This window comes from Mucilaginibacter frigoritolerans, assembly GCF_007830615.1.
Lineage (GTDB): Bacteria > Bacteroidota > Bacteroidia > Sphingobacteriales > Sphingobacteriaceae > Mucilaginibacter > Mucilaginibacter frigoritolerans.
Map to the genome: position 1 here is coordinate 447306 of NZ_VLLI01000001.1, position 16507 is coordinate 463812.

The 16507-nt window shown below is 38.6% G+C and carries 12 protein-coding genes, 1 tRNA gene and 1 riboswitch; of the genes, 7 read left to right on the plus strand and 6 right to left on the minus strand.

The window, feature by feature from the left end:
• Nucleotides 1-21: 21 nt before the first annotated feature.
• Both JN11_RS01840 and JN11_RS24320 read left to right on the plus strand, forming a co-directional pair.
• Complete coding sequence (locus JN11_RS01840) at nucleotides 22-3975, plus strand: Pls/PosA family non-ribosomal peptide synthetase (protein ID WP_144909051.1); 3954 nt, start codon at nucleotides 22-24, stop codon at nucleotides 3973-3975.
• A gap of 210 nt (nucleotides 3976-4185) precedes the next feature.
• Nucleotides 4186-4308, plus strand: a riboswitch (SAM riboswitch).
• A gap of 49 nt (nucleotides 4309-4357) precedes the next feature.
• A tRNA-Cys gene (locus tag JN11_RS24320) sits at nucleotides 4358-4428 on the plus strand.
• A gap of 42 nt (nucleotides 4429-4470) precedes the next feature.
• Here the strand turns inward: JN11_RS24320 and JN11_RS01845 are convergent.
• From JN11_RS01845 to JN11_RS01855, 3 genes are all read right to left on the minus strand, one after another.
• Nucleotides 4471-5316 (minus strand): transglutaminase-like domain-containing protein, encoded by an 846-nt coding sequence (locus JN11_RS01845; RefSeq protein ID WP_144909053.1) that lies wholly within the window; start codon nucleotides 5314-5316, stop codon nucleotides 4471-4473.
• A 109-nt stretch (nucleotides 5317-5425) separates the two neighbouring features.
• Nucleotides 5426-6145: a peptidase gene (locus JN11_RS01850; protein ID WP_144909054.1), complete on the minus strand. Its 720-nt coding sequence runs from the start codon at nucleotides 6143-6145 to the stop codon at nucleotides 5426-5428.
• An 86-nt stretch (nucleotides 6146-6231) separates the two neighbouring features.
• Nucleotides 6232-6978, minus strand: a complete 747-nt coding sequence (locus JN11_RS01855; RefSeq protein WP_144909056.1) for a YdcF family protein — start codon at nucleotides 6976-6978, stop codon at nucleotides 6232-6234.
• 101 nt (nucleotides 6979-7079) lie between these two features.
• Between JN11_RS01855 and JN11_RS01860 the strand changes: the two genes are divergently transcribed.
• From JN11_RS01860 to JN11_RS01875, 4 genes are all read left to right on the plus strand, one after another.
• Nucleotides 7080-7631 carry an RNA polymerase sigma factor gene (locus tag JN11_RS01860; protein ID WP_144909058.1) on the plus strand — a complete coding sequence of 184 codons (552 nt, stop codon included), beginning with the start codon at nucleotides 7080-7082 and terminating at the stop codon, nucleotides 7629-7631.
• A gap of 33 nt (nucleotides 7632-7664) precedes the next feature.
• Nucleotides 7665-7958, plus strand: a complete 294-nt coding sequence (locus JN11_RS01865) for a hypothetical protein (RefSeq protein ID WP_144909060.1) — start codon at nucleotides 7665-7667, stop codon at nucleotides 7956-7958.
• A gap of 120 nt (nucleotides 7959-8078) precedes the next feature.
• A complete protein-coding gene (locus tag JN11_RS01870) occupies nucleotides 8079-8501 on the plus strand; it encodes an Hsp20/alpha crystallin family protein (RefSeq protein WP_144909063.1) in 423 nt (140 codons plus the stop codon).
• A 220-nt stretch (nucleotides 8502-8721) separates the two neighbouring features.
• Entirely contained in the window at nucleotides 8722-9741 is a 1020-nt protein-coding gene (locus JN11_RS01875) for a UDP-N-acetyl glucosamine 2-epimerase (RefSeq protein WP_144909065.1), read from the plus strand.
• 23 nt (nucleotides 9742-9764) lie between these two features.
• On the opposite strand, the gene JN11_RS01880 is transcribed toward JN11_RS01875, so the two are convergent.
• The 3 genes from JN11_RS01880 to JN11_RS01890 are packed head-to-tail and all read right to left on the minus strand — an operon-like array spanning nucleotide 9765 to nucleotide 13659.
• Complete coding sequence (locus JN11_RS01880; RefSeq protein ID WP_144909067.1) at nucleotides 9765-10841, minus strand: hypothetical protein; 1077 nt, start codon at nucleotides 10839-10841, stop codon at nucleotides 9765-9767.
• 20 nt (nucleotides 10842-10861) lie between these two features.
• On the minus strand, nucleotides 10862-13300 hold the full coding sequence (locus JN11_RS01885; protein WP_144909069.1) for a M56 family metallopeptidase: 2439 nt from the start codon (nucleotides 13298-13300) through the stop codon (nucleotides 10862-10864).
• Nucleotides 13297-13659 carry a BlaI/MecI/CopY family transcriptional regulator gene (locus JN11_RS01890; RefSeq protein WP_144909071.1) on the minus strand — a complete coding sequence of 121 codons (363 nt, stop codon included), beginning with the start codon at nucleotides 13657-13659 and terminating at the stop codon, nucleotides 13297-13299. Before JN11_RS01890 ends, JN11_RS01885 begins: the two co-directional genes overlap by 4 nt.
• Nucleotides 13660-13964: 305 nt before the next feature.
• On the opposite strand from JN11_RS01890, the gene JN11_RS01895 reads away from it, so the two are divergent.
• A complete protein-coding gene (locus JN11_RS01895; protein WP_144909073.1) occupies nucleotides 13965-16373 on the plus strand; it encodes an ABC transporter permease in 2409 nt (802 codons plus the stop codon).
• Nucleotides 16374-16507 lie beyond the last annotated feature (134 nt).

A 16507-nucleotide genomic window follows, 5' to 3' on the forward strand; every position in this document is an offset into this window, starting at 1 on the left:
GCCGGATTGAAGTATTATTTTATGAATGAATTAAGCATTGTTCTTGGCGCTGATCGTCCGGACCTGATAAAAGAAGAAACCCTGCCCTTATTGTTTTCCAGATCGGCAGAGCAATTTACATATAAAACCGCTCTTATTTTCCACGACCAAAGTTTAACTTATACAGAGTTAGATAAATGGAGTGATGCCATTGCTTTGTATTTAAACCAAAAGGGCATAGGTCGTAATGCCAGTGTTGGTGTTTGGTGGCAACGTGGGTTAGAATTACATGCCATCATTTTAGGTATCGCCAAGTCTGGTGCAGCTTATGTGCCAGTGGATAGAGAAATACCCGCAGAACGTGTAGAAGTTATTTTGCAGGAAGTAGGTGCAGCCGGTTGCTTTAGTATGCAGCAATTAAATGTGAATTGCCCAATGCTTACAGCGCCTCTGGCTCCCGCGCCGGGAGATGATTTTAAGGCAGAGATCCAACGTTTAAAAGTTGGCCCATCGCCTGATGATTGTGCCTATGTTTTATATACATCGGGAAGTACAGGGAAGCCCAAGGGTATTCCGATAAGTCATAAACAGATTTGCCATTTGGTACGATCTGAACAAACAATTTTGCAGATTAAAGAGACCGACAAAGTTTACCAGGGCTTCTCCGTTTCGTTTGATATGTGGTGTGAAGAAACCTGGATCAGCTATTTTGTGGGGGCTACTTTGTGGGTGGCTGATAATACTACCTCCAAAGCTATTGATGAGTTATCAGACACTTTAAAAAAAGAAAACATAACCATTTTACACGCCGTGCCGAGTTTGTTGGCAGTAATGGAAGATAGTTTGCCATCACTACGCCTGGTAAATGCCGGGGGCGAGGCATGTACACCGCAAGTGCTTGCTAAATGGGCCAAAGAAGGGATTCTGTTTTTTAATAGCTATGGCCCTACCGAAACTACGGTTACAGCAACTATGGCTCCATTAAAATCAGGCGATCCTATTATAATCGGGCAACCCTTGCCTAATTATAACCTGGCCGTTGTGGATGAGTCGATGAATCTGGTGCCTGTAGGTGAAGCAGGGGAGTTGGTAATAACTGGTCCCGGAGTATCATCTGGATATGTGAAGTTACCACAACTTACCAAAGAGAAATTTATAACAAAGCCTGTCTCACTTAACCAGTTGCCGGGTAATACCGTTTATCGTACAGGTGATATTGCTGTTGTTAATAAAGATGGGAGCGTTGATATGCATGGTCGCCTTGATGACCAGATTAAACTTCGCGGCTACCGTATTGAGCTAGGGGAAATTGAATCAAAATTAAATGCTATTGCAGGGGTGCGTTCTGCAGCAGTAGCTGTAAAAAAAGATACCACAGGACAAGAGCATCTGGTTGGTTATGTAGTTACTGAAGGGCTTGCTTGTATTGAGGAGAATGTTTTCAGGGCTGAACTTTCAAAAGGATTACCTTCTTACATGATTCCAAGTACTATAATGGTATTGCCTGAGATGCCGCGTATGCCAAGTGGTAAAATCAACCGTAAAGCACTCCCAATCCCGGATTCCTTAATGTTTGACGTGAATTCGGCTGCTGAAACATTAGACCTTAATGCTCCAATGGCCGACAGGATAATGGCCGTTTTGCACAAAACATTTCCTAACAGGGCAATTGACCCTTCAATGGACTTTTTTACTGACCTAGGTGGACACTCATTATTAGCTGCAGGGTTTGTTTCACAATTAAGGCGTGATGCTGGTTTACCCAATGCCTCATTGAAAGACGTATACATTAATCGCCCGTTGAGTAACTTAATTGAGGTTTGGAGTACCCGGGCAGAAGCTAAAGCAAAGCCCAAGCGTATTTTTAACAAAATCCCAGTTTTAAGGCATATAGCTTGCTGGGCCGCTCAAACTGTTGCATTGCTTGTTATATACGGGTTGTTTGCCTTCCAGATCTTTATTCCGTACCTGGGGTATTATTATGTTGATCAGGAAACCAGCAATGTGCTTTACTCCATCATTACCTCATTGGCTCTGTTTTCATTAATACCGCCCATATTTACCATTTTGTGCATTAGTACCAAATGGCTGGTTATAGGAAAAATGAAAGAAGGGGATTATCCTTTATGGGGTACTTACTATTTCAGGTGGTGGTTTGTTAAAACTATGCAACGCCTGTTGCCTGCACAGTTTTTAAATGGAACACCGCTTTACCCGGCTTATTTACGTTTACTGGGGATGAAAATTGCATCCGACGCACAAATCAGCGATTTTACTTTTGGTGCCGAAGACTTGATAACCATAGGCGGCGATGTAAGTATCAGCTCTAAAACAAGCTTAAACAATGCTTTTGTTGAAGATGGCATGCTAAAGCTTAGAACGATTACATTGGGTGATCACGCTTATATTGGTAGTAGCTCTATTATTGCCGGCGATGCTAATATGGCGGAGTGGAGTGAGTTACAGGATTTGAGTTTTTTACAAGCTGGTAAAACCATTGGTGCAGGAGAAGTATGGCAGGGAAGCCCGGCACAATTAAAAGAAAAGAAGAATATTGAAGATTTACCGCAGCCGCTCACGGTATCAACTTATACCCGGCGAAAATATAAAATGATCTTTATTTTATCGATCATGGTTTTCCCTTTCATTATTCTGCTACCCTTATTGCCTACTATTATCACCATAAATAAACTGGATAATGCTGCTGGCGATTATGACTTTACTTATATGATAAGCGCACCTTTACTGGCTTTAGTATATATTATACTTTTTGCAACAGAGACAGTGATTTTAACACGTTTACTTCAACTAAATATAAAGCCAGGCAAATACCCCATTTATAGTATGTTTTATGTACGTAAATGGTTTGCTGATCAGTTAATGTCATTAAGTCTAATTGTATTGCATCCTATTTACGCTACAGTATATGTGGCAAGTTTCTTTAGGGCCTTGGGGGCCAAAATTGGGAAGGATACTGAAATTTCAACAGCAAGTAGCGTTACGCATCCGTTATTGCAAATTGGGGATGGTGCTTTTGTAGCCGATGCAGTTACCCTCGGTGAGGCAGATGTTCGTGCCCAGCAACTGATCCTTGATAATACTACTATCGAAAACAATAGCTTTGTGGGTAACAGCGCCCTTATACCACAAGGATATCATTTAAATAGCAATATGCTTATCGGTGTGTTGTCAACCCCGCCAGATCAGGCGCAGATGGCGGCTAACAGCGCTCGTGATTGGTTTGGCTCACCGGCTATTCCCTTACCCCGCAGGCAGGAAAGTAACCCATTCCCTCCTGAGTTAACTATTCATCCTAATTTTAGCAGGAAGCTGGCCCGAAGCATTGTAGAGTTTATCAGGATCATCCTTCCGGAAAGTGCTATCATTTGCTGTTCCATCCTTTTCATTGCTTATGGGCACGATCTGGTGGTGGATGAGCCGCTGTGGAAGATCATCCTTTACTTCCCGTTCTATTACCTGTTTTATATGGGGATACCGGCATTTTTACTTACTGTATTTTTAAAATGGGCCTTTATTGGTAAATACAAGCCCAAGCAGCGCCCCATGTGGAGCTGGAATGTTTGGCGGAGTGAAGCCATTACATCTACCTACGAAGCATTATCCATCCCTTTTTTACTGGAATACCTACAAGGAACCCCGTGGTTACCCATTTTTATGCGACTGCTGGGGGTGAAAATAGGGAAAAGAGTGTTTCTGAATACTACCGATATCACCGAATTTGACATGGTAACTATTTGTGACGATGCTGCTCTTAATGCCGACTGCGGCCCGCAAACGCACCTGTTTGAAGACCGTGTAATGAAAGTTGGCTCAGTAAAAATAGGAGCGAGGGCCAGTATTGGAGCGGGTACCATTATTTTGTATGATAGCGAGCTTGGCGACGATACCAATATTGAAGCATTATCATTGGTAATGAAAGGTGAACGCCTTTCGCCCGGAACAGATTGGACAGGAAGCCCGGTTAAACCCGCCTGATTTAGATATTTATATTAGTGTGCCACTGTGCCACTCGGTACACGTGGCACACCTGGTACATTTCGGGAAATAGATGTTAAAGTTACCTATTGAAAAAAATAATCATCTGATATATAGATAATTTATTTATTTTTTTTAATTAATTATATAAAATCTATAGAATTAATAGATTTTATTCTTATGTTTGTATCAACAAATCGTTCTTTATTTCACTTATCCAGAAAGACTGAGGGAAAAGGCCCTGTGAAGTCTTAGCAACCTGTCCTGAGTAGAATAAAACTACTCTCGTAAAAGGTGCTAACTCCTGCTCTGCATTGCAGAGAAAGATAGGTTACCCAACCCTCCGGTCCCGATGAATAAGTGATTAAATAGTTTTTTATAAAGTCGCGTGACCGAGAGGATAGGTGGGAGTCTGCAAAACCCTTTACGGCAGTTCGAATCTGCCCGCGGCGTCAAATATTTCATCTGATCTCCATAAAACAATAACTCTGTTGGTTATAAATATGATAGGCCCCTTAATTGGGGCTGTTCATAATAAAAAGGTTCAAATCCGCTCTCTTCCAGTTCACAGCTTACTATCATTGAGGTAAAAATAACATTGCCAAAAATATTGGCTATTGCAGTATCCGCAGCATCCCTGCCTGATGCTATTTTAATCAGCCCGTTAAGCGGCACTAACCTGGTGGCATCAAATAAAACCCAATCCGTCCCGATATAGGCTTCAAAACAGGCGTGGAAATCAGCTGGTTTTAAATGATAGGCGTATCCGGTAAAATACCTTGCCGGTATGGTTAAGGCCCGGCATAAAGCAATGCCCAAATGGGCAAAATCACGGCATACACCAGCCTGTTCGGTAACGGTATCAAACGCCGAAGTTTGCGAATTGGTTGATCCGCTTAAGTATTGTACATTTTTATGGATCCAGTCGGTTAAGGTAATAACCTTTTCAAAAGGGTTTTCAATATGCCCAAACAGATTGTTCGCCAGCCGGTATAATTTATCAGATTGGCAATACCGGCTAGGATATAAATAAGGCAAAACGGAACTTTCCATTTTGGCTATTGGGATCTCTTCAATATCAGTAAAATCCTTTATCTCGCAAAAATTGTCAATAACTGCCTTATACGTTACTTTGATGGTACCCGCCTCCTCAATTTCAAAACGCATTAAGCGGTTTTCATTTTGGGTTGATATTAATTCCTCAACCTTTATATACGGTTCAATGTCAAATATTTCACTGATAACCGTTTGATGTGGGGTTCTTAACGCATGAATATTAAGTATGATAGTGCCCGGCGAACGGGCAATATATTCCATTTCAGTAAATACATTAAATTTCATGCGTTGCTTTATCTATTGATTATAAATGATGTAATAGCTTTATGGCTATTAATGTTTAAAGGAATTAAAACTTTTATAATCCTTACAACGGTTACTTAATTAGTTCAAGCTAATCTAACTGTTTAAAGGCATCATCCATCCAGTCTTCTGATATGTGTTCCAGTGCGGCTCTTAGCTCCTCGTCCCATTGGGTGGAGATATATTCCAGATCTTTTTTCTCGTATCGCTTTTCAATAATATGAAAACTATCTTTACGATATAAGGCTACGTCAATTGGAAAATCAACATTATTTGAACTTACCCTGGTAGAGTCAAAAGAAAGGAAGCCAGTTTTAAGCGATAATTTTAAACTCGAGTCTTCATCCAGTATCCGGTTCAATATTGCTTTTCCATGTCCAGAATTACCAATAATTACATAAGGCGCACCTTGGCCAAGTTCAACCCAGTTCCCTTCCGGGTACAGTAAAAATAACTTATGTTCTTCATCATCCTTTAACTGCCCACCGATGATGGTATTCAAATCAAACTTAAAGCCGGCCTTCTCTAGTGATGCCTTGTCTTCCTGAGCAACTCTTTTTATTTGTTCGCCAAAAGCATTTACTGCTTTATAAAGCTTGTTAAACTCCTTGGTTTCCATCAATTCATTAAAATACACCAATGCTTTATCCCTTACAGAACGCAGCCCGCTGGTCATAATAAAAAGTGAAAAGTTGTCTTTCTGCTCTATAGTAATCTTCTTTTTAACGGTGGTATCAGTGCCCGTAGTTATGCGGGTATCTGCAATTGCCAGTAAGCCTTCTTTAACCTTTATCCCTAAGCAATAAGTCATTTTATAACGATGGATTGTTTATAATTTTAACGCAGCCAAAATACCTAAATTAAGCAGAAATAGAAACCATTGATTAACTGAATCCGCTATCGGATGTAATTTACTATAGTTCCAACAACTTCTTTGGTATAAATATTCCAGTTACTAAGTACAATTGCGTCTGGTATAAATTCCCCAAAAGAAAATCCCCCGTTACCCTTTAAATAATTGCAAGGGTATGGAACTACTGCTATGCCAGCTCTTTTAAAGATCCCCAATGAGCGCCTCATGTGAAATGCGGACGTAACCAAAATATAGGGCTGTTGTAAGTGACGATTGTTAAGCAGTACTTTGCTGAATGCAGCATTTTCTATAGTATTGCGGCTTTTATTTTCTGTTATGATGCCGCTGTCAGGTACATTCATTAACAGCAGTTGCTTTTTTACCCAATCACTTTCCCTGAAAGTTCCCGGTAGTAAACTCCCGTTTCCGCCCGAAATAAGGATATGCGATGCTTTGCGGGTGGTAATCAATTTTAAACCTTCAATAAATCTGTCAGAAGCAGAATTAAACTGACCTTGCCCGTTAGAATTTTCCCCGGCAAATCCGCCTAAAACAATAACACAACTGTATTGCCCTGTACTTTTTAAGGGAACAGGCTGAATATCCCATACACTTACAAACTGATCAAATAAAAAAGGATTGGTGAAAATAATGAGTAGTAGGACCGAAGCAAGTATTAAGCGGCGTTTAAGTTTTGGTTTTTTTATGATTAGTCCGGCTATTAAACAGGCCAGGATCCACGTAAGTGGTAAAATGAAAATTAACAACAGTTTTGAAAATATAAAAAACATAGGCAATTATTTCTGCTAAAAATACCTATTTCATTAACACTAAAAATACTTAAAGTAAATTCATTCGCCAATCGTCTTCTTTAATGAAGGGCAATTAAAGAATGACGCAAAAAACAAAAAATATAATAAAAGCAGTTGGCGACTATGGTAAAGGACTTTTTAACTTTATACGTGGAAAGGTTACGACCGAAGCTGATGCCGAAGATATTTTGCAGGATGTTTGGGTTCAACTAAGCAATATAACCGATACCGATGATATTGACCATTTAAAGGGTTGGTTATTTAGGGTGGCCCGTAACAAGATAATTGACCGAAACCGGAAAAATACCGAGCAATTAATTGATGACCTGGTTGATTATGATAACGAAGAGGATGATTTTAATTTTGCGGATATTTTATTAACAGATGAAAATGATCCCGAATCGCTATATTTAAAGGAATTGTTTTGGGATGAATTATTTGCAGCGCTGGATGAATTGCCCCAAAAGCAGCGTGAAGTTTTTGTTTGGAACGAACTGGAAGATAAAACCTTACAGCAAATTGCTGATGAAACCGGCGAAAACCTGAAAACTATTATATCGCGAAAAGGTTATGCCGTAAAATATTTACGTAGTCGTTTGCAACAATTATACAATGAATTTTTAGATTATTAATACTTTTAAGGCATATTTAATATACCCGGCTGCATGAAGCGAAAGTTTTTATATCTGATTTTTTGTATAGCCGTATTTTTGCTGCTTAGTATTGCTGTAATGTTTTTGTGGAATGCCATTTTACCACAGGTTACCCAATTAAATAAAATCAATTATGGGCAGGCCCTAGGGTTAATGATTTTATGCCGGGTATTATTTGGGAGATTTAATTTCGGCGATAAAGGCAGAAACCCAAAACACTTGTTAAAGGAGAAGCTGATGGGTATGAATGAAAATGATCGTACCACTTTTAAAGAAGAATGGCGCAAACGCTGCGAGCGGCGGTAAATGAACTCCACACCATACAATCATCTTCCTCCAAAAAGTAAAAAACTTTAGAGTAATTTCCTAAACTATCCGTCTTCACTAATAGCAGGGCATTAAAGCCCGCATTAAAAGAAAGATAAAATGTTTAGAGATCATAATTCAGCAAGGGGTGCACAAGGTTGCGGCCATGCACACGGAAAACACGGTCATTTCAGAAGCGAACACTTTCGCAGACCAAAATATAACCTGCCATTAAACATAGCAGATAACGAAACCAATTTTGAAGTTTATGTTTATGCACTTGGCTATGCTAAGGAAAATATAAAAATTTCAGTTCAGGATGATATCCTATATATCAGCGGTACTCGTACTGTTGATGAAGATAATTTGCCAAATTTCAGTAAACAAGAATATCCTGTAAAGTCATTCGAAAGGATGCTTAATTTAAACGGGCAGGTTAATGTAGATGCGATTACCGCCAGGCAGGAAGATGGGGTATTGATTATCACTTTGCCTAAAAATGCCGAAGCGCAAAAACCTTCACAGCAAATTCCGGTAAACTAATTAAAAGTTTCAAATCAATAAAACAGACCTTCTTGAACCCAAGAGGGCCTGTTTGTTTTAGGTAGATCAAAAGTAAATTGGATGTATTTTGACTTATGTACTGCATTAGTCAAATAGTAGATTTTGACAATTGCGTGAAATTTGAATGAGGGGATTTTGTTTACTTAGTATTGTGTAACTGAAATGTTGCAATGCTTATTTAATCCCTCATCATTTCTTTATGGATAAAAAAATACTATTCATAACCGGTTCAATGAATCAAACCATTCAAATGCACCTCATTTCACAACAGTTGAAAGAGTTTGATTGTTGGTTCAGTCAGCTGTTTACCGATTCGCCCTTCATAAATAAATTAATAAAACATACTCCTTTACTAAATAATACCATTCTGGCTGGTCAGTTTAAAATCAATTCAGAAAAGTATCTGGAGTCTCACGGTTTGCAAATTGATTATCAGGCCAAAAAAAATAAATACGACCTGGTAGTTTATTGCAGCGATTTGCACATCCCCAAAAGAATGCAGCAGGTAAAAACAATTTGGGTGCAGGAGGGGATGACCGATAAATACACCCTGTTAAGTACCATAGTCAGATCTTTAAAATTACCGCCTATTTTAAGTGGCGGAACATCATTAAACGGATCATCAAATATTTGTGATGTGTATTGTGCCGGTTCCGACGGATATAAAAAACAGTTTATAAAATTAGGCACCGATGCCAATAAAATAAAAATAACCGGTATTCCTAACTACGATAACATTAAGCAGTTTTTAAAGAATGATTTCCCCTACAAAGATTATGTGATGGTAGCTACAACAGATATGCGCGAAACATTCAGATATGAAAACAGGCCCGCGTTTATCAAAAAAGCTGTAAAATTAGCAGCCGGAAGGAAGCTACTGTTTAAATTGCATCCCAACGAAAAATTTGAGCGAGCCGAAGCAGAGATTAAAAAGTATGCACCAGCAGGCACGTTAATTTATCGTACAGGTAATACCAATCATATGATTGCTAATTGCAGCGAGTTGATTACTCAATACTCAACCGTTGTGTATGTTGGCCTGGCACTCGGTAAAAAAGTGCATTCCTATTTTGATATTAATGATTTAAAAAGGTTGGCACCATTACAAAACAATGGTAAATCGGCACTTAGAATTGCAAATATTTGTCGTGATTTGATGGGGGTTTATGCAAAAGAAGGGTACATGCACAATTACATGGAACTTGAAAAAAGAGCCTAAGCAACGCTTAGGCTCTTGGAAAATTAGTCGTTAAAACCGGTATCCCGTAATTTAATATAATCGTCGAGGGTGTGAAGGTTCATGCCCTTGCTTTGGGCTTTCTTTATAAACGAAGCATTTACACCATGATCTCTTAATTCCTGTGCCTGATCAAGGCTAATATCCTTAAATCCTAATTCGTTAATACTTTTTATAAATTCGGGATTAACACCATGATCGCGTAGTTCCTGAGCTTTTTCAAGGCTGATATCTTTATAGCCAATATTTTGCATGTCGGCAATAAACTCCGGGTTTACGCCGTGGTCCCTGAGCTCTTGCGCTCTGTCCAGTGATACTTTTTCGTAGCCCATTTTCTGGATGCTGGTTATAAATTCAACATTTACACCATGATCGCGTAGCTCCAGCGCTTTATCAAGTGGAATGTTTTTATATCCCGCATGGTGAAAACTGTTTACAAACCGGGCATCAACTCCATGTTCCCTTAGTTCAACAATTTTATCAATGGACTGATGGCTGTAACCTTCCGTTTTAAAGAGATTAAAATAATCTTCCAGCACTTTATGAGTTAGGTTTTGCTGGGCCAGATCTGCTAATTGTCCATTTGAAATAGAAGGGTAACCGTTTGCTTTCAGGTAGTCGAAATAACCTTTACTGATATCCGTAAAGAAAATGTTCAGCATTAACTCATTATCCAAACCTTTATAGCCCTTTTGGGCCAGGTATGATTTAAATGCAGGGTTTTCATTAAATTGATAGGTTCCATGTCCCCAATGATCCTGGAAAACGCCCTTGAAGTTTAATTTGCCCGATTCCCTGGTCAGGCTAAATTCACCAACTTTATCCGCTGGAAGCGTACCGAGTTCTACTGTAGTAAAATCCCTGCCATCGCTCCAATGCTCACCAAAAAATTGAATGTTCACTTCTCCATCTTTTACAACGGCATCCCATGTGCCGGGTAAATGGCCATCAAAATCCCCATTATAGTTATGATGGCTAACTTTAGGTTTGGGATGAGGCTGCGGTTGTTGTGAAACGGCCTCTTTATGAAATACCGTTAACAGCAGCATTGCTGATAAACCGGTTGTGATAATTTTTTTCATCGTTTTTAAAGATTAGATCATTAATTAAAGGCTGTTTTTAAACGTACATATTTCTCTACATCGGTTGAGTTAAAGCCTTTTCCTCTCATTTCGGTGATATAGGCAGGGGTAACACCGGTGGCTTTTAATGATGATAATTGATTGACGGAGATATCCGTAAAACCAAGGTCTTTGAAGCCCTTTACAAAATCGGGCGTAATATCCAATGCTTTTAAGGTGTTGAGTGAATTTACCGGGATGTTTTTATAACCAATGGCTTCAAAGCTTTTAATATATTCGTCATTTATGCCAAGCGCTTTTAATGAACTCAAGTTATTTACCGACAGGTTTTTGTAACCCAAAGACTCAAATCCTTTAATATAGTCCTCGGTAATACCTAATGATTTTAAAGTTGATAGGTTATTTACGGTCAGATTTTTGTAACCAATGGCTTCAAACCCTTTAATATAATCTCCGGTGATACCCAATGCTTTTAAAGATGATAAATTATTTACCGACAGGTTTTTATATCCCAAAGCCTCAAAACTTTTAATGTATGCAGGCGTAATATCTAATGATTTTAAAGTAGTAAGGCTATTAACGGTTAAGTTAGTATAGCCAATTTCTTTAAAACTCTTAATATAAGCCGCTGTAATATTGAGTGCTTTCAGGGTAGTTAATTCATGATAAGGGATGTTGCTATAACCTACAGCAGCCAACGAATGCACATAGCTGGAGTCGATATTCATGGCCTTATAACTTGAAATTTCATTTGCTGACGGCATAACTTCTTCTCCTGTATTTGCCCCGGTTTTCATTTTGGTTTTACGCAGACCGTTAATGTAGGCACCGGTAATATTTTGTGCTTTAAAACTCACCAATTGATTAAAGCTGATGTCTTTATAACCAGCCTTACGGATCTCGCTTACATATTCGCTGGTAATGCCTAAAGCTTTGCCCGAAACAAGCTCATTGGGGCTAAGATCATTATAGCCATTGGCCTTCCACATGTTAATGTATGCTTCATCAACCCTAAGGGCCGACATCGAAATCAGGTTATGTTTTGAAAGATCCTTGTACCCGCTTTTTTGAAGCATCGACACATAATCCTTTTTGATGTCAAGTGTAAAGAATGCAAACGAATCGCCATCCTCAACTTCGGTTATTCCCAGGCTGTTTAAAAACGAATTGAAACTTTTATCAGCAGTAAATTTATAATGACCATAGCCTTCATCCCCTTCAAATTTACCGGTGAATACTACGGTACCAGCTTCACGTTTTAAGGTAAACTCACCTTTCTGATCTTTTGGCAAAGCCGAAAATTCACTCATAGGGAAAGTTGAACTGCTCGACCAGTTACGGTCATCGTCATCGCTTTTAAATTCTATATGTACTTTATCACCTTTAATGGTGGCAAACCATGCGCCTTCGGTACGGTCATTAGTTGCTTTATCTGTATCTTTTTTAGCTTTTATGCTACTTTTAGCTATCGCTTTAGCCGTCATGCTATAAGCAGCAGGATCATTCAGTACGCAGGCCAGTACACCCAGCATAGGCACCAGGAAAAAGTATTTCCACATAATATGGATGTTTGATTTTTTTGCGTTCATCATAACAATTCTCTTTTTTAATAGTGATTGATTATAGTTGGTTGTTATCCCAAGGGAAAGGTGCGGTGCCGATACCTTTAAAAGGCTCATCTGGTAGCTTTCACGCTCTACCTCTTTGTGCTCCAATACAGAGCTGTCGGTTAAAAATTCAAGGTTGTTTTCAAGCTCGGTGCGGTAAAGCCATGCAAATGGATTAAACCATTGCACTACCAAAACCAGCTCGGCAACTAAAATATCAAAGCTATGACCTTGTTGGATATGGATCTTTTCGTGTAGTAAAATTTGGCTGTAGGTATCCCAATCGTACTTTTCAGGGTTAATAAAAATATTATTACCGAAAGAGCAGGGAGCTTTATCCCCACTAAGTTCAACAATACGAAATTTGCCATCCCGTATGGCCGGTTTGGTATAAGCCTGATAAAGCAGCACCACAATTTGCATTAAAAGGTTTAGCCCAAAAGCGGCTACCCCGATCCAGTATAAATAAAACAACCATTTGATAGCTCTTTGCATAAACGGCACATCCGGGCTGGTTGATGTTTGTTTTACAATTGATGGGGGAGTATCTTTTATATCGGTAAAAACGCTTGGTTTTACAGCAATATCCTGCACGGCAACTTCATTTTTGGGTGCAGCTACTACAGGCGGTTGAACAGCTGAGGGCTCAGTTTTTACAATGGTTGGTTTAGCAGTTTCTCGTAGTGCCCACTGTTGTGGAATAGGGATAAGCGGCAAGGCAAATGATAATGCCAAACAAAAAACCAAAACTATGCGGTTTAAACGGTAAAAGGTTTCCCTTTGCAGCAACAGCTTATAAAACAAAAGGCAAACTGATATCAGTAAGGCTACATGTAAAAGGTAGGGTATCATTTTTTCTGCGATTTAATAAGGTTTATTATTTCATTTAATTCTTCTTCTGATATCTTTTGTTCTTTGGCAAAAAACATCAGCATGTTTGGGTATGAATTATTAAAGTACTGACTAACTATATCTGTCATGGCGTGGTTTTGATACTGCTCTTTTGATATGACAGGATAATAGCGGAAAACGTTACCAATGGTTTCATGTTCAAGGAAACGTTTATCTTCCAATATTTTCACCATGGTAGCAATCGTATTATAATGTGGCTTAGGATCGGGCATCTCATTTATAATTTCTTTTATAAAGGCATGCCCCAATTGCCACACCGCCTGCATAATTTGTTCTTCTCTTTTGGCCAGTTTTTGCATAACGTTTAGAATTTTTTTATAAAGTTGATACTAATTTATTAGTAATGCAACTAATAGATTAGTATTTCTACTAATTAATTAGTATTTAAGTTATAATTCATTGATAATCAATTAGAAAAAATATTTAACGATAGGATGGGAGCTGTTTTGAACTTTTAGGAACGATGAAACTGTACGCAAACGGACAATAACTATAACATATCCGAACGGAGGTTTAAAATTAAATTTTATGTAAAATATTGACAATCAATATTTTATTAAAACGGCATAATATTAGCTAATAGTAGTTTCTAATTGCCTGCATCATGATTAAAAACTACTTACTAATAGCATTCAGGAACCTGTCAAAAAATAAGGCTTTCTCCTTTATAAACATTACAGGACTGGCCATCGGGATGGCTGCCGGCTTACTGATTATACAATATGTATCGTTTGAACTGAGTTTTGATAACTTCCATACAAAAAAAGACAGGATATATCGTGTTAGTCAGGATAGATTTAATAATGGTAAACTGAGTACGCAATGGGCCGGGGGAGCTTTTGCTCCGGGTAATGCCTTTAAAAACAATTTTCCCGAAGTAGAGGACTTTGTTAAAGTAGTTGGCAACGGTTCATTATTGGCTGTTTATAAAGATCAGCGGCTTACTCTGGAAAAGACCTATTTCGCAGGGAAATCCTTTTTCAATATTTTTAGTTACCCATTAATCAGCGGCGACCCTAAAACTGCTTTGCAGGATGTTAATAGTGCAGTAATCACTGAAACCGTGGCCAAAAAACTCTTTGGTACAGTTGATGCAGTGGGTAAAACCTTTATCTGGGATGTTAATCCTTTAAAAGTAACCGGGGTAATGAAAGATTTTCCTGCAAACACTCATTTTAAAGCAGACTTATTATTATCGTACAGTACGTTAATGAAGTTTGTAGGTCCCAAAAATGATCTGGATAATGCCTGGGAAAACGATGGCTGTTTAACCTATCTGTTGCTTAAACCCGGTGTTGATCCTAAAGCATTGGAAGCCAAATTTGTACCTTTTGTAAATAAAATATATGCGCAGTATAAAGGATCGGGTGAAGGAGCAAAGTATTATTTGCAGCCATTACAAAGCATCCATCTTTACTCACACTTAATGCTGGAGGCTGAGCCAAATGGTGATGGTAAGTCTGTTTACCTATTAGCTGCTATAGCCATATTTGTAATTATAATAGCCTGGATAAATTATATTAACCTGGCTACAGCCAAAGGCATTACAAGGGCCAAGGAAGTAGGCGTCCGCAAAACACTAGGTTCGGCAAAAGGTCAGTTGCTGAGTCAGTTTATGCTGGAAGCTATGCTATTAAATGGCATGGCAATAGTACTTTCCATCATCATGATTATTCTATTCCTGCCCATTTTTTCAGCTATATCAGGTCAGTATATCACGCTTACTTTATTATTAAAGCCTATTTTTTGGATAGCGGTAATCTGCTTGTTTTTATTGGGCTCATTCTTTTCAGGTTTTTACCCGGCCGTTGTGCTTTCAAATTTTAAACCGGTAGAGGTAATGAAAGGAAAGCTTTCCGCTTCGCCAAAAGGCATATTACTGCGTAAAGGGATGGTGGTGTTTCAATTTGCAGCATCAATTTTTTTGCTCATTTTTTCACTTACCGTATACAGGCAGGTGAGTTACATGCAGCGGCAAAAACTAGGCATTAACATTGATCAAACGCTGATTATAAAACAACCGCTGGCGCATGTAGATTCTTTTTATCGTAGCATGAGTGCCTTTAAGAATGAAAGCCTCAGAGATCCTTCTATTAAAAGTGTAACGGTTTCTACCTCAATTCCTGGCGATCCTGTTGGATGGAATGCAGGGGGGATTAAACTGACAGGTACCGATCAATCGCAGGGCAAACAATACCGTATTATTGGCGGCGACTATGATTATTTGAAAGCTTACAATGCCAAATTGATAACAGGCCGACTATTTTCAAAAGATTTTACTACTGATCCTCACGCTGTAGTTTTTAATGTAAAAGCTACCCAGGAAATGGGTTTTGAAAAACCTGAACAAGCTATTGGAAAACAAATAGACTTTTGGGGGCAGGTTTATACCATTGTAGGTGTAGTTGATAATTATCATCAGCAATCATTACATGATGCTTTTGATGCCGTTATTTTCCGCTGCATACCCGATGTAAGGGGGCAGGTATCAGTAAAAATAAACACCGGTAACCTGCCGCAAACTATAGCCGCCTTAAAAAGGAACTGGAACGCTTTTTTCCCTGGTGATGAATTTAATTATTTCTTCCTCGATCAGCACTTTAACGAGCAATATCATGCCGATAAGCAATTTGGACAAGTATTTGCAGCATTTACGGGCATTGGCATTTTTGTAGCATGTTTGGGATTATTCGGGTTAGTATCGTTTACTATTGTTCAGCGTACCAAAGAAATAGGGATTCGTAAGGTTTTAGGAGCTTCTGTAAATAGTATTTTGCAATTATTATATAAAGATTTTGCACAGTTGGTATTAATCTCCTTTATTATTTCGGCACCGTTAGGCTGGTATTCCATTCATCAATGGCTCCAAACTTATGCCTTCCGCATAGAAATAAGCTGGACACTATTTGTAATCCCCTTTATAGCAGTTGCTATAATTGCCATGGCTACAGTTTCCTATTTAAGTGTTAAAGCAGCTTTAATGAACCCGGTTAAGAGTATAAAAACTGAATGATTTTTGAAATATTGCCATGCTGTTGTCATATATAAACAGATTAGATTTATATTAGGTTGATTTGTAACAGAATGATTACTTTCGTCGCCAAACAAAAACCGGGTGTTAAATAGATGTTAATCTTTTATGTTAGC